Source organism: Arthrobacter sp. Y3221087 (assembly GCF_059089905.1).
Genome location: NZ_JBNHFE010000001.1, coordinates 604,308 through 618,640, shown reverse-complemented (window position 1 = coordinate 618,640; position 14,333 = coordinate 604,308). Strand labels below are relative to the sequence as shown.

At 68.5% G+C, this 14,333-nt stretch carries 11 protein-coding genes; 9 read left to right on the top strand and 2 right to left on the bottom strand.

The features are described 5' to 3' along the window. Positions 1-34 precede the first annotated feature (34 nt). The 3 genes from AC5RUO_RS02860 to AC5RUO_RS02850 all read left to right on the top strand — a co-directional run bounded on the left by AC5RUO_RS02860 (position 35) and on the right by AC5RUO_RS02850 (position 3,403). The gene (locus AC5RUO_RS02860; RefSeq protein WP_494102751.1) at positions 35-2,176 is read left to right on the top strand and encodes a heavy metal translocating P-type ATPase; all 2,142 of its coding nucleotides are present in this window, start codon (positions 35-37) and stop codon (positions 2,174-2,176) included. Between the two features lie 41 nt (positions 2,177-2,217). Then, positions 2,218-2,706 carry a hypothetical protein gene (locus tag AC5RUO_RS02855; protein WP_494102750.1) on the top strand — a complete coding sequence of 163 codons (489 nt, stop codon included), beginning with the start codon at positions 2,218-2,220 and terminating at the stop codon, positions 2,704-2,706. Positions 2,707-2,779: 73 nt separating this feature from the next. Next, positions 2,780-3,403 (top strand): DUF305 domain-containing protein, encoded by a 624-nt coding sequence (locus tag AC5RUO_RS02850; protein WP_494010055.1) that lies wholly within the window; start codon positions 2,780-2,782, stop codon positions 3,401-3,403. Between the two features lie 97 nt (positions 3,404-3,500). On the opposite strand, the gene AC5RUO_RS02845 is transcribed toward AC5RUO_RS02850, so the two are convergent. Continuing rightward, the gene (locus AC5RUO_RS02845; protein WP_494010054.1) at positions 3,501-4,757 is read right to left on the bottom strand and encodes an FAD-dependent oxidoreductase; all 1,257 of its coding nucleotides are present in this window, start codon (positions 4,755-4,757) and stop codon (positions 3,501-3,503) included. A gap of 210 nt (positions 4,758-4,967) precedes the next feature. On the opposite strand from AC5RUO_RS02845, the gene AC5RUO_RS02840 reads away from it, so the two are divergent. The 5 genes from AC5RUO_RS02840 (at position 4,968) to AC5RUO_RS02820 (ending at position 10,651) form a co-directional block, all read left to right on the top strand. Further along, complete coding sequence (locus AC5RUO_RS02840; RefSeq protein ID WP_494010053.1) at positions 4,968-5,630, top strand: arsenate reductase/protein-tyrosine-phosphatase family protein; 663 nt, start codon at positions 4,968-4,970, stop codon at positions 5,628-5,630. A gap of 217 nt (positions 5,631-5,847) precedes the next feature. After that, positions 5,848-6,963, top strand: coding sequence for an LCP family protein (locus AC5RUO_RS02835; RefSeq protein WP_494102749.1), 1,116 nt, complete (start codon positions 5,848-5,850; stop codon positions 6,961-6,963). A 189-nt stretch (positions 6,964-7,152) separates the two neighbouring features. Next, the gene (locus AC5RUO_RS02830; RefSeq protein WP_494102748.1) at positions 7,153-8,841 is read left to right on the top strand and encodes an alkaline phosphatase D family protein; all 1,689 of its coding nucleotides are present in this window, start codon (positions 7,153-7,155) and stop codon (positions 8,839-8,841) included. A gap of 126 nt (positions 8,842-8,967) precedes the next feature. Beyond that, the gene (locus AC5RUO_RS02825) at positions 8,968-9,744 is read left to right on the top strand and encodes a histidine phosphatase family protein (RefSeq protein ID WP_494010050.1); all 777 of its coding nucleotides are present in this window, start codon (positions 8,968-8,970) and stop codon (positions 9,742-9,744) included. Further along, on the top strand, positions 9,713-10,651 hold the full coding sequence (locus AC5RUO_RS02820) for an NAD(P)H-hydrate dehydratase (protein ID WP_494010049.1): 939 nt from the start codon (positions 9,713-9,715) through the stop codon (positions 10,649-10,651). Before AC5RUO_RS02825 ends, AC5RUO_RS02820 begins: the two co-directional genes overlap by 32 nt. Before the next feature lie 387 nt (positions 10,652-11,038). On the opposite strand, the gene AC5RUO_RS02815 is transcribed toward AC5RUO_RS02820, so the two are convergent. Further along, a complete protein-coding gene (locus AC5RUO_RS02815; RefSeq protein WP_494010048.1) occupies positions 11,039-11,461 on the bottom strand; it encodes an Hsp20/alpha crystallin family protein in 423 nt (140 codons plus the stop codon). 621 nt (positions 11,462-12,082) lie between these two features. Between AC5RUO_RS02815 and AC5RUO_RS02810 the strand changes: the two genes are divergently transcribed. Next, entirely contained in the window at positions 12,083-14,320 is a 2,238-nt protein-coding gene (locus AC5RUO_RS02810) for a S9 family peptidase (RefSeq protein ID WP_494102747.1), read from the top strand. Positions 14,321-14,333: the final 13 nt, after the last annotated feature.

Below are 14,333 nucleotides of genomic sequence, written 5' to 3'. Positions count from 1 at the left end.
CCCGGCGCAGCACCAGTCCTCCAAGGAGGAAACCATGCAGGACCACACGCACCACCCAACGCACCATCACGACGACGGCAGCCAGGCGGGCGGCACGCTCACCCGCCACACCGCCGCCCCCGAGGGGCACCAGCACCACCAGCCGGCACACCAGCACCACGGCGACGACGACCACACCGTCCACAGGTCCGGCCAGCACGCCGGGCACAGCACCGCCATGTTCAAGAACCGGTTCTGGCTCACCCTGACGCTGTCCGTCCCCGTGGTCTACTTCAGCCCCATGGTGGGCCACATCCTGGGCTACATGGCGCCCATGTTTCCCGGCTCGGCCTGGATCCCGCCAGTCCTCGGCAGCGTCATTTTCCTGTACGGCGGGCAGCCGTTCCTCAAAGGCGGCCTCCAGGAACTGAAGGACCAGCGGCCGGGGATGATGCTGCTCATCGCCATGGCCATCACCGTGGCCTTCGCGGCCTCCTGGACCACCAGCCTGGGGCTGGGCGGCTTCGACCTGGACTTCTGGTGGGAGCTCGCGCTGCTGGTGGCCATCATGCTCCTGGGCCACTGGATCGAGATGCGCGCCCTGGGTTCGGCGCAGGGCGCCCTGGACGCCCTCGCCGCGCTGCTGCCTGACGAGGCCGAGCGCGTCACGGACGGCGGCACCGAAACAGTACCGGTCTCTGAACTCCGCCCGGAGGACCTGGTCCTGGTCCGGCCCGGCGCCCGGATGCCCGCCGACGGAACAGTGGTGGACGGGCAGGCCGAGTTCGATGAATCCATGATCACCGGCGAGTCCAAGACAGTTCTCCGGGGCCCCGGCGCTCCGGTGGTGGCCGGAACCGTCGCCACGGACAGCAGCGTCCGGGTCCGGGTCACGGCCGTGGGCGACGACACCGCACTCGCCGGAATCCAGCGGCTCGTGGCCGAAGCACAGGCCTCATCCTCGCGTGCCCAGGCGCTGGCTGACCGCGCGGCAGCGTTCCTCTTCTACTTCGCCGCCGCCGCGGGCGTGCTGACCTTTATCGCCTGGACGCTGCTTGGCAGTGTTCCGGAGGCGGTCACCCGGACCGTGACCGTGCTGGTGATCGCCTGCCCGCATGCCCTGGGCCTGGCCATTCCGCTGGTCATCGCCATCTCCACCGAGCAGGCCGCCCGGGCCGGCGTGCTGATCAAGAACCGGATGGCTCTGGAACGCATGCGGACCGTTGACGTTGTCCTCTTCGACAAGACCGGCACCCTCACCACCGGTGAACCCGAGCTGAAGGACGTGGCAGTGGCCGAGGGCGTTGATGCCGGCCAGTTGCTGGCCCTCGCCGCGGCCGTCGAGTCGGACAGCGAGCATCCCGTGGCGCGGGCCATCGTCCGCGCGGCCCGGGAACGGAACCTGGCGCTGCCGGCCGCCGGCTCGTTCGCCGCGCTGACCGGGCGCGGCGTGCGGGCCAGCGTGGATGGACGGACGCTGCACGTGGGCGGACCCGCACTCCTGCGCGAGCTTGCCGCCGTCGAACCCCCTGCCCTGGCCGCGGTGACCCGCGGCTGGAGGGACCGCGGCGCGGCAGTCCTGCACGTGCTCGACGGCGGCCGCGTCCTGGGCGCCGTCAGCCTGGAGGACGCAGTGCGTCCCGAATCCCGGCAGGCCGTGGCCGCGCTGCAGAACCGGGGCGTCCAGGTGGCCATGATCACCGGCGACGCACGGCAGGTGGCCCAGGCCGTGGCGGCGGACCTCCGGATCGACGAGGTGTTCGCCGAGGTCCTGCCGGCGGACAAGGACAAGAAGGTGGCCGAGCTCCAGGCCCGGGGGCTGAAAGTGGCCATGGTGGGCGACGGCGTCAACGATTCCCCGGCCCTGGCCCGTGCCGAGGTGGGCATCGCGATCGGCGCCGGCACCGACGTGGCCATGGAGTCCGCCGGCGTGGTCCTGGCCGGAAACGATCCCCGGGCGGTGCTGTCCATGGTGGACCTGTCCCGGGCGAGCTACCGGAAGATGTGGCAGAACCTGGTGTGGGCAACGGGCTACAACATCCTGTCCGTGCCCCTAGCGGCAGGCGTCCTGGCGTTCGCGGGCGTTGTCCTCTCGCCGGCGGCGGGTGCCGTGCTGATGTCCGCGTCCACTATTGTGGTGGCGCTGAACGCCCAGCTGCTGCGGCGCCTGAAACTGAACCCGTCCGGGGTACGTTGAAAGGTGTGGCCTACCGGGTCCGCGGGAAAGGAGGGAACAGCATGAAGGCAGGCAACCGCACCGCCGTCGTGGCTGCCCTCCGCCCGGCCGCGCTGGCCGCTGCAGTCCTGGCCCTGCTGGCCGGGATCCTGGGGATGCACGTTCTGACCGCAGGCCATTCAGCCCACGCGACGGCGGCCTCCACAGCTCCTGCACCTACCGGCCATATCGGTGCCGCGCACGACGGCGACGCTTCCCGCCATGCCGGGGAGGCCGCCGTCGGGCAGTCCCATGACGGCCACGCAGGGCACTTCACCCGGCCCGCGGCCGGGTCCTTCGCCGCCTCAGGTTCCTGCAGCTCCGGCTGCCCGGGGGCGGAGGAAGCCGGAGCGGCCTGCATCCCGCTGGTCCCGGCCGGATCGCCCGGCGTCACCCCTCCCCCGGCCACCTTGGCAGCTCCGCTTCCCCTGGCGGCAGGAGCCCGGTACGCCGCCTACAGCTACATCCCTTCGGGTCCCACGCCCTGCGAACTGTCCATCAGCCGGACGTAAACGAGCCCCGCGGCGCGCCGCTGCACGCATCGTTTCGGCCCAGTTCCACTGACCCGCTTGAAGGACATTTCCCATGAACAGCAAAATCAAGACCCTCTCCCTCGCCGCCGCCCTGGCTGCCTCGCTCGGCCTTGCCGGCTGCGCGGCCGGCTCCGGAAGCTCCGGCGGAAGCACCATGCCCATGCATCACGGCGGCTCATCCGCCCCGACGTCCAGCATGATGCCGGACGCCAGCGACGACCATAACCAGGCGGACATCGTGTTCTCCCAGATGATGATTCCGCACCATGCCCAGGCCGTGGAGATGAGCGACATCATCCTGGCCAAGCAGGACGTCCCGGCCGAGGTCACTGCCCTGGCCACCAGGATCAAGGACGCCCAGGCGCCCGAGATCGAGACCATGACCGGCTGGCTGGAAAGCTGGAACGTGCCTACCATGATGTCCGACCACTCCGGGCACGGCATGAGCGGCATGGTGGACGCTGACGGCATCGAGAAGTTCAAGGCCGCCGAGGGGACCGACGCCGTCCGGCTCTTCCTCGAACACATGGTTGAGCACCACGAGGGCGCCATCGACATGGCCCAGCAGGAAATCGGCGCCGGCAAGTACCCGGAGTCCATCCAGCTCGCCCGGGACATCGTCACCGCACAGGAAGCCGAGATCACTGAGATGAAGGAGCTGCTCGGCACGCTCTGACCCTCTCCCGCGACGCTCTCTCACTTACCGCCCCAAATCGTCCAACGCTCGCTCACTTTCCTGAGGAAAGTGAGCGAGCGTGCGTTCGAGAGTTGCGTTAAGTGAGCGAGCGTCGTCCTGGCCGGCGGCGCCTGACTCTTGGTGCCACCGGCTTCACATGCTCGGGCAGGATCCCGACGCCGACAAACCGGGCGGTCACGCGCCGCAGCACCGGCGAGGCGAGCCGGAGGGCAAGAGGCAGCCAGCGCGGCGCAACCCGGCTGCCTTTGGCTGCCCTGGCAAGGGCCCGGTGTCCTGCACGCTGAAGCCGCTGCATGATCTTCACGGGTATCTCGCGCCGACGCTGCACGGCGGCGAGCTTCTCCGGCGGTGCGGTGCCGGCGGCGAGGTCTCCGGCAATGGCGTTGGCCAGTGCCACCGCATCCTGGATCGCGAAATTCACGCCGACGCCGAACATCGGGGACATCGCATGCGCGGCATCGCCGATCGCGATAAAGCCGGGGCGGTGCCAGCGCCGGAGCCTGTTGATCCGGACGGAGAGTAGCTTGACCTGGTCCCAGTCCTGCAGCGTGTCAACAACCGGCTGCAGGAAGGGTGCCGCGTATGTGATGCGTTCACGTAGTGCGCCGAGCCCCGCCTTTTCCAGGCCCTCGAAGCCACCCTTCGCAATGACCATGCCTGACTGGTACCTGTCGCCGCGGTCGATGGTGAGGACCATTCCCCGCGATGACACGTAGGCGAGGGTTACGGGCGGCGGGTCGGGCGGTTTGGGCAGGCCGAACCAGAGCACGTCGATGGGCACACCGAACTCGTCGGGGGTCAGCCCGGCCGCCGCGCGGAGCACTGATGCCCGCCCGTCGGCAGCGACGGTCAGCGTTGCGCGGAACTCTCGTCCGCCGTCGGGCCCTGTTGCCCGGATGCCCCGCACCTTGTCATGCTCCACGATGAGTCCGGTGGCCTCGGTCTCCATGTGCAGCTCGAAGGTGGGGAAGGCCGCAGCCTCGCCGGCCAGGAAGTTGAGGAAGTCCCACTGCGGAGCGAGGACCAGGAAGTTGTCCGGACCGCGGAGGCTGTGGAAGTCAACGAGGGTGAAGCGCTGGCCGTCCACCACCGCGTCCATCGTTGACAGGCGCGTCAGGGGCAGCCGCAGGAAATTCCCGCGCAGCCCGAGTTCGCCCAGCAGGGTCACGGTGGAGGGGTGGACGGTGTCGCCGCGGAAGTCGCGGAAGAAGTCGCCGTGCTTTTCCAGCACGGCAACCTTGAGGCCGGCCCGCGCGAGCAGGTAGCCGAGCACCATTCCGGCCGGTCCGCCGCCAGCGATCACGCAATCATGTTCCGAGGTCTCTCCGGTCACGTCATCCCCTTTCCGTTTCCGGGCTGCTTCCATGGTGGCGTGAGCTGGACGGGATGGGTAGTGCGGGAGCGTCGCGGGAAATGCCGCAATAGGTGAGAGGGGGTGCAGGCAGGAGGCGCAGGATGTGAAAGAGCGTCGCGGGGTGTTGCGTGTTAAGTTGAAAGGCACGGGCTGAACGTCCGTCCGCCAGCTGGGAAGAGGGACATCTCCTTGGACACATCCGCACCAGTACGAATCCTCACCGTCTGCACCGGCAACATCTGCCGCTCCCCCGTGGCCGAACGGCTGCTGCAGGCAGGGCTCGACCAAGTGCTGCCGGGTGGTTTCGAGGTAGCCAGCGCCGGAACCCGCGCCATGGTGGGCGACCCCATCCAGCCCATCTCCGCGGACATCGTGCGGACCTTTGGCGGCAACCCGGAGGGCTTCGCGGCCCGCCAGCTCACCCCGAAAATCCTCCGCGGCGTTGACCTGGTGCTCACCATGACCTCCGGCCACCGCGGGGAGGTGCTGCAGCTGGACGCGTCCCTGTTGAAGCGGACCTTCACCATCCGCGAGTTCGCCCGCATGCTCGACGTACTGGACCAGCGGGACGGCTCCTCCCAGCCGCCCGCCGCCGTTTCAGAGGGGCCCGACGGCGGCGATTCCCTCGCTGCCAACACCGCCCTCTGGCGCAGCCTGCCCGCCCGGGCGGCCGGCGTGCGCCACCTCTCGCTCCCCGCAGATGCGGCCGACAATGACGTCATCGACCCCTACCGCCGCGCCCCGGAGGTATACCGGCAGATGGAAGACGAGCTCGCCCCGGCCATCGTCTCCATCCTGCGGCACGCACGCCTGCATGCCCCCGACCGCCGGAAGGCTGCCAGGACGCTGTAACGAAGCTGCGGACTACTCTGCGGCTTTCGTGCGGATTCCCCCGATGTGCCGCCGTGCTCACGGTGCTAGCTTTCCCCAAGGGACAGTGCCCGGATCACGGCGCCGTTGCGGAAAACCGGCCCGGGTACTGGCAGATGACAGTTTGGACAAGTTGGTAGCCAGCAAGGGGCTGGCGGGCGGACACTGATCCCACCAATCACGATGATGTGGAGGCAATATGAGCACTCCAGGCGGTTCCGGCCCTTCCGGACCCACAGGTTCGGGCGCGGACCCGGCAGGCCACGGCATGGTGGCGCACGGTCGGCGTCGCTGGATCGCGGCGCTGCTGGCGCTGGTGCTCGTGGCGGCTGCCGTGGTGGCCGTGATCAGCCTGAACCGGGCCGGCCAGGAAGCGCAGCCGGCGGCGACCCAGGCCGAGTCGCCGAGCCCGACGCCGACGCCCTCGCCAACGCCCACGGAGACAACGCCCGCGCCGCCTCCGCCACCCCCGCCGCCACCGCCCATCCCGGAACTGCCGGCAGTCCCCATGAACGTGTTGGTGATCGGCAGCGACAGCCGCGCCAGTGCCCGGGAGGCCGCTGACCACACGGCCAGGACCGGCGAACCCATCGACCACCGCGCCGACACCCTGATGGTGGTCCACGTCCCCGCCGATCGCCGGACGCTCTACATCGTGTCCATCAACCGCGACACCTGGGTAGACATCCCGGGCTTCGGCGGTGCCAAGATCAATGCGGCACTGCAGTACGGGGGCATCGACATGCAGACCTCGGCCGTGCAGTCGCTGCTGGGGATCACCATCGACCACACCCTGATGCTGGACTTCCACGGCTTCCGCGGACTCATCGACGGGCTGGGCGGGATCGACGTCAACGTGCCCATCGCGTTCCAGTCCACGCACGACACCCAGCATGTCTTCGCCGCCGGGTTGAACCACCTGGACGGGCAGTCAGCCCTGGAGTTCGCCCGTGAGCGCTACGCGTTTTCGGACGGCGACTTCCAGCGGGTCCGCAACCAGCAGATCCTGCTGCGTGCCATCCTGGCCCGCCTTACCGGCGGAGGGGCGCTGAATGACGTCAACGCCGTCCGCGGCCTGGTCGATTTCGCGTCCTGCTGCCTCACCGTGAACCGCGGCTTCGATCCCGTGCAGGCCGCCATGCTGGCCTACAGCCTCCGCAACCTCGACCCCAACGCGATCGGCACCATGACCCTGCCCACGGCAGGTTCCGGGTTCGTGGCTGGCCAGTCCGTGCTGTTCCCGGACTACGGCGCCATTGCTGCGGTGGGGGCTGCCCTGCGGGACGGGCGGATCGCGGAGTTCGCCAGGCCGTAGGGTTCGCGGGCGACGCGCAGGGTCCCTGACGACGCGCAAACTCCCTGGCGCGGCTGAGATTTCGGCCGCGCCAGGGAATTTCCGTCTCGCGGGTGCACTTGAGCGTCGATTCACGCTGTTCAGCCTCGCCTTACCGGCAGTTCACCCGAGGGAAAAGCTCCGTGCGCCGGCTGGCGGAAACCTGAGGGCATGACTTCCGCTTCCCGCACTGAAATTTCCCGCCGCACCATCGTCAAGGGCTCCGTCCTGGCCGCCGCATTGGCGTCCGTGCCCGCCGCTGCCAGCGCCTGGCCCACCCGCTCCCCTGCCGGCGTGGCGCTGGTCCGCAACCGGCTCACCCTGCCCAGCGGCATCGCCACCGGCGACGTCACCTCGGACTCGGCGGTGCTGTGGTCCCGCGCGTCCGGTGCCGGCCGGATGACGGCGGTCCTCCGCGCAGTGGACGACGCCGGCGCGATCCTGCGCGGGCGCGGCGCCTTTGAGCGCACCCTGCGCGGGCCAAGGGCCACCCTGGCGTCCGACTTCACCGCCAAGATCCACGCCGGGAACCTGCCGTCCAACACGCGGTTCGCGCTGGAGATCAGCTTCGAGGACGACGGCGGCGCAGCCAGTGAGACGGTCCGCGGGACCTTCCGCACGGCCCCGGACGCCGGGACGTACAACGGCAAGGGCCGCACCGGCGAGACGAGCAACGGAGGTGGGGTCCCGGCGTCGTCCGCGCAAAGCTTCGTCTGGACCGGCGATACTGCCGGGCAGGGCTGGGGCATCAACGAGGAGATCGGCGGGATGCGCGGCTACCGGGCCATGCACCAGACGCGTCCGGACTTCTTCATCCACTCCGGCGACACCGTGTATGCGGACGGACCGATCACCGAAACCGTGGTGGAGAAGGACGGGCAGGTGTGGCGGAACATGGTGACCGAGGAAGTGTCCAAGGTGGCCGAAACGCTGACCGAGTTCCGCGGCCGGCACCGGTACAACTCGATGGACGCCAACGTGCGGGCCATGTTCGCGGACGTGCCCGTGATTGCGCAGTGGGACGACCACGAAACCACCAACAACTGGTTCCCCGGCGAGATCCTGGAGGACCCCCGCTACACGGTGCGCGACGTGAACACGCTCGCTGCCCGCGGCCGGCAGGCGTGGCAGGAGAATATGCCCATCGCGGACAGTGCCGCACTGTGGCGCCCGGGAACGTTCGACGACGCCGGCCAGTACCAGCCCGCGCGCATCTACCGGAAAATCTCCCGCGGCCCGCAGCTGGACATCTTCCGTCTGGACATGCGGACCTTCAAATCCCCGAACACCGACGGCAAGGAAACCTACACCACCAACATCCTGGGCCAGGAGCAGGTGGACTGGCTGATCCGGGAGGTGTCGGCGTCGAAGGCCACCTGGAAGGTAATCGCAGCGGACATGCCCCTGGGCGTCATCGTGCCGGACGGTCCGGTCAACCAGGAAAGCGTTGCCAACCGCGACGCCGGTGTCCCGCTGGGCCGCGAGCTGGAAATCGCGGGGGTGCTCAGCGAGTTCAAGCGGAACCGGGTGAAGAACATCGTGTGGCTGACCGCGGACGTGCACTACTGCGCCGCACACCACTACTCCCCCGAGCGTGCCGCGTTCACCGACTTCGATCCCTTCTGGGAGTTCGTGGCCGGGCCCATCGCCGCCGGATCCTTCGGGCCGAACGCGATGGACGGAACGTTCGGGCCGGAGGTGGTGTTCTCGAAGGCCGGGCGGTTCCCCGGTGAGTCACCGCGCGACGGCGAGAACCAGTTCTTCGGGCACGTCCAGCTTGATTCCGAAACCTTCACGGTGAGCCTGCGCAACGCCAACGGCGCCACCGTGTTCTCCAAGGTGCTGACGCCGGAGCGGTAGGTCTTTCGACGACGGCGGCGGCCCAGCGTGGTGCCGCCGCCGTAATCCGGTTATTTTCCCCGCCCCGTGGGTACGCCGCTGGTAGTGTTCCTGCATTCGGCACGCACACGGACGGGGTGATCTTTCTTGAACGAAAACGGACTGACACAGGCTGTGCAGGAGGCCGGGGCGGTGGAGCTGCTGCTCATTCGGCACGGTGAAAGCGAAGGCAACGTGGCGGCCACGGAGGCCCGGCTTGCGGGGGCGGAGGTCATCGACGTGCCGGCCCGCGATGCCGACGTGAACCTGTCCGGCACGGGGCAGGAACAGGCCAAGGCGCTGGGCACCGCGCTGGCCCGGATCGCCGAGGAGTTCCGGCCCGATGCGGTGGTGTCCTCCCCCTACGCCCGGGCCCGGCAGACGGCGGAGATTGCCGTGGAGGCGGCGGGCTGGCCGGTGGAAGTGCGCGCCGATGAACGGCTGCGCGACCGTGAACTGGGCATCCTGGACCGGCTGACCCGGCTGGGCGTGGAGAAGCGCTATCCGGACGAGGTGGAACGCCGGTCCTGGCTGGGCAAGCTGTACTACCGGCCGCCGGGCGGTGAGTCCTGGGCGGACGTGGCCCTCCGGCTGCGTTCGGTCCTCGATGAGCTGAACAACCTGGGCAGCGGCCACCGCGTGATGCTCGTCTGCCACGACGCCGTGATCATGCTGTTCCGCTACGTGCTGGAGGGCATGTCCGAGCGGGAACTCCTGGACCTTGCTGCGAGCACATCCATCCTGAACGCGTCGATCACCAGGTATGTGCGTCCGTCCGGTGCCGGGCCGTGGACCTTGGAGAGCTTCAATGTGGCCGACCACCTCACGGAGCAGGGCGTGGAGGTCACCGAGCATGCAGGGGACACGAGTGTCCACCCGCGGTGACGGGACCAGCCCCGTGCTGGTGACGCCGTCGCTGCTGCGCGAGTGGCCGCTGCCGGCTCCGGGTGAGGACAAGTACTCGCGGGGCTCGGTGTTGGTGATCGGCGGGGCGCGGGCCACTCCCGGCGCTGTCCTGCTCGCCGGAACCGCAGCGCTGCGCGCCGGTGCCGGGAAGCTGACGGTGGCCGTTGCAGAGTCTGTGGCCGTGCAGATGGGGGTGGCGCTGCCGGAGTGCGGTGCGATCGCCCTGCCGGAGACCGCCGACGGATCGGTCAAGGCTGATGGGCTGGACCGAATCTCCTCCTACCTGGACCGGGCGGACGCCATCCTGGTGGGCCCGGGCCTGGACGACCCCGGACTGGCTGAAGAACTGTTGCGGGCCCTGCTGGAGCGGGAGTCCGCCGGCGGGCCGGATGGTGAAGGGGGCGCCGCCGTCGTGCTTGACGCCTATGCCCTGGGCGGCCTGACCAAGGTTGAAGAGCAGCTGGAACCGTGGCGCGGACGGCTGATCCTGACCCCGAACCCGAAGGAAACGGAGATCCTGCTGGGCCGGGACATCGGGGACCTGGAAAGCGACGTGGCCGCTGTTGCCAGGCGGTTCGACGCCGTGGTGAGCTGCCAGGGCATCGTTGCCCAGCCACCCGGTGCGGAGGGCGGCGGGGAACCGGAGCTGTGGAAGATCACCACCGGGTACGGCGGCCTGGGGACCTCCGGCAGCGGGGATGTTCTGGCCGGGGCAATTGCCGGCCTGAAGGCCCGCGGGACCAGCGGGGCACAGGCGGCGTGCTGGGGAACGCACCTGCACGCGGCGGCTGCCGACCGGCTGGCCAGCAGGATGGGCCCGCTCGGGTTCCTTGCCCGCGAACTCGCCGACGAACTGCCCGCGCTGATGCTGGAACTGAACACCTGATTTCCGGGACGAGGAAACCCTGCCCGTGCGCAAAGGGATGGCCCCCTGCTTGGAAGCTCGGGGGCCATCGTATCGGAGGGGATCACTCGCAACTGCCGATGCGCTACCGGCGCTGTGGCGTTCCTTAAAGGCAAACCGCCCAAAACTGGCAGATACAACGCGTTCGGATCCTCCCGGTAACCCTGTTCTAGCACCGGCACGTGGACCAAGACAAGGCATCCCCGCCGGTAACTTTGGACGACCCCCGGCCGGAGCCGGGGGCCACCGTATCGGGAAGTACGGGTTGACGCTGCCGATGCGCTGTCTGGCGCTGTGGCGTGCACTCGGTGCGACCCGCCCCATCCTGGCAGTCAACAGAGAACCCGACGTCCCGATCCTTGGAGGGAACTAGGCCGCGATCTCCTGCTTTGTCCCCTTTGTCTCGATCTCGATCTTCCGCGGCTGGGCCTTTTCGGCGACAGGAATCCGCAGCGTCAGGACACCGGCATCGTAGCTTGCCTTGATCTTGTCCACATCCAGGGTGTCCCCGAGGATCAGCTGGCGGCTGAAGACGCCGCGCGGCCTCTCGGAGGCGACCAATTCGGTGTCCTTGCCCGCAACGTCAGGCCGCTCGGCCCGCACCGTCAGGACATTCCGTTCCACATCCAGATCCACTGAATCCACCGCGACGCCGGGCAGATCGAAGGCCACGACAAATTCCTTGTCCTCCCGCCAGGCGTCCATCGGCATGGCTGCCGGACGCGCTGCCGTTCCGAGGACCTGCTGGGCCAGCCTGTCCAGCTCGCGGAACGGATCGGTTCGCATCAACATGGCTTCCCTCCTCGTAAGAGATGGTCCAACATCGTTTCGAGTATCAGCCGATCTGTATTGGCTGATATAGATTTTTTAGCACCGCAGAAACAGATCCGCAAGCGGTGCAGGAAGGAAATTTGCAACTTTTTTGGACCGGTTTTGGGCAAGGAAAAGGGGCCTCCCACGGCCCGTGGAAGGCCCCCTCCGGCTGGTCCCTGCTAGCTCCGGGTTGGGTCCGGGCGCAGCGGCGCCGGCCCCGGATCGGGCACGGGCAGCGGGCCGGGAGACGGCGGCGCCGGGAACGGGTTGGGAGACGGATGCCCGGGCTGGGGCTGGGTGGGATCTGGCGGTGTGGGTTCAGGGCCTGGTTCCGGCGGAAACGGCTCGGGTTCGTGCACTGGCGGGATGGTCATAAACTTCCCCTCTCACGCGTGGCTGATGTGCCTGGCGTGATCAGGATACGCCTGCCGCCGGAAGGCCACTAGGCCCCGTCCCGGCCGGCTGTCCTGTCAGTTATGGCGGGTAAACCTCAGTTTCGGGACCATAAGTGACAGGGCATCGCGACGGGCGGTTGTGGGTTCAGTCCCCCGGTAGCGAACGGGCCCGGCCTTTCCCGGAGGCGGTGGATATATTGAAGGCATGACCTCCACTCCGCTGCAGGATTCCGCCAGTACGCCCGCGTCCGCCGCCACGCCGCCTGTGGCCAGGAGGGTTCCCCTGGAGCGGACGCACCACGGGGACACTTTCGTTGACAACTACGAGTGGCTGCGGGACAAGGAATCCGCCGAGGTGGTGGAGCACCTGAAGGCCGAGAACGCCTACCAGGAAGCGGTCACCGCCCACCAGGAGCCGCTCCGCGAAGCCATCTTCCAGGAGATCAAGGGCCGCACCCAGGAAACCGACCTCTCGGTTCCGCACCGCAAGGACGACTGGTGGTACTACAGCCGCTCCGTGGAGGGCAAGGAATACGGCATCCAGTGCCGGGTCAGGGCCGCCGACACCGGGGACAGGATTGCCGACTGGACCCCGCCGGCCGTGGAGCCCGGCGTCGCGATTCCCGGCGAGGAAGTCCTGCTGGACGGCAACGTCGAGGCTGAGGGCAAGCCCTTCTTTTCCGTGGGCGGCTCGGCCGTAACCGTGGACGGCAACCTCTACGCCTACGCCGTGGACAACTCCGGCGACGAGCGCTTCACCCTCCGGATCAAGGACCTCCGCACCGGCGAACTGCTGCCGGACGTCATCGAGAACGTCTTCTACGGCGTCTCGTTCTCCCCGGACGGCGCGCGCATCTTCTACACCGTGGTGGATGATTCCTGGCGCCCGTACCAGGTGAAGGCGCACGTGCTGGGCACGCCCGTCACCGACGACGTGGTCATCTACCAGGAAGACGACGCCGCCATGTGGCTGGGCTTTGAGCTCTCCGCGGACCGGCGCTACCTGGTGCTGGGCATCGGCTGCTCCGAATACAGCGAAACCCGGCTGCTCCGTTTCGACGACCCCTCCGGGACCGTCCGGACGGTTATCTCCCGCAACGAGCGGGTCCTTTACGAGGCCGAGCCGTTCCTGCTGGAGGGCCCGGACGGGCAAAAGACAGAACGGATCCTCCTCACACACAACCGCGGCGCCATCAACTCCATGGTCTCGCTGGCGGACCCGGCCGAGCTGGAAAAGCCGCTGGCCCAGCAGACGTGGCAGACCGTCGTCGCACATTCCGACGACGTCCGGGTCAACGGCGCGGGCGTCACCGCCACGCACCTGATCGTGTCCATCCGGAAGGACACCATTGAACGGGTACAGGTGATGGGCCTCGCCGGGCTGGGCACGCCGGCACAAGAATCCCCGGTGGAGCCGGCATTCGACGAGGAGCTCTACACCGCAGGCGTCAGCGGATCAGACTATGAGGCCCCCGTCATCCGGCTGGGCTACACCTCCTATTTCACACCGTCGCGCGTGTACGACTTCGTGCTGCCCACCCCGAAGCAGCCCGCCGGTGAGCTGCTGCTGCGGAAGGAAAGCCCGGTGCTGGGCGGCTACGACGGCAGCGACTACGTGGCCACCCGCGAATGGGCGACGGCGGCGGACGGCACCCGGATCCCGCTCTCGGTGCTGCGGCACAAGGGCATCAAGCAGGATTCGACGGCGGCGGGCCTGGTGTACGGGTACGGCTCCTACGAGCTGAGCATGGATCCGGGCTTCGGCATTGCGCGCCTTTCGCTGTTGGACCGCGGCGTGGTGTTCGTGATCGCGCACATCCGCGGCGGCGGTGAGCTGGGCCGGCACTGGTACGAGGACGGCAAGAAACTCACCAAGAAGAACACCTTCACTGACTTCATCGCCGCCACCGACTGGCTGGCCGGCTCGGGCTGGGTGGACCCGGCGCGGATCGCGGCGCTGGGCGGCTCCGCCGGCGGCCTGCTGATGGGGGCGGTGGCGAACATCGCGCCGGAAAAGTACGCCGCCATCGTGGCGCAGGTGCCGTTCGTGGATCCGCTCACCAGCATCCTGGACCCGGACCTGCCGCTGTCCGCCCTCGAGTGGGAGGAATGGGGCAACCCGATCACGGACCCGCAGGTGTACCAGTACATGAAGTCCTACTCCCCCTATGAGAATGTCCGCAAGGTGGCCTACCCGAAAATCGCCGCCGTCACGTCCTTCAATGACACCCGGGTGCTGTACGTGGAGCCGGCCAAGTGGGTGCAGGAGCTGCGGAACCGGACCACCGGATCCGAGCCCATCCTCATGAAAATCGAGATGGACGGCGGGCACGGCGGCGCCTCCGGCCGGTACGTGCAGTGGCGCGAGCGGGCGTGGGACTACGCGTTCATCGCCGATTCCCTCGGCGCCACCGAACTGCTGCCCGGCGCGGGGCTCAGGTAAGGCCTTCCGCCGG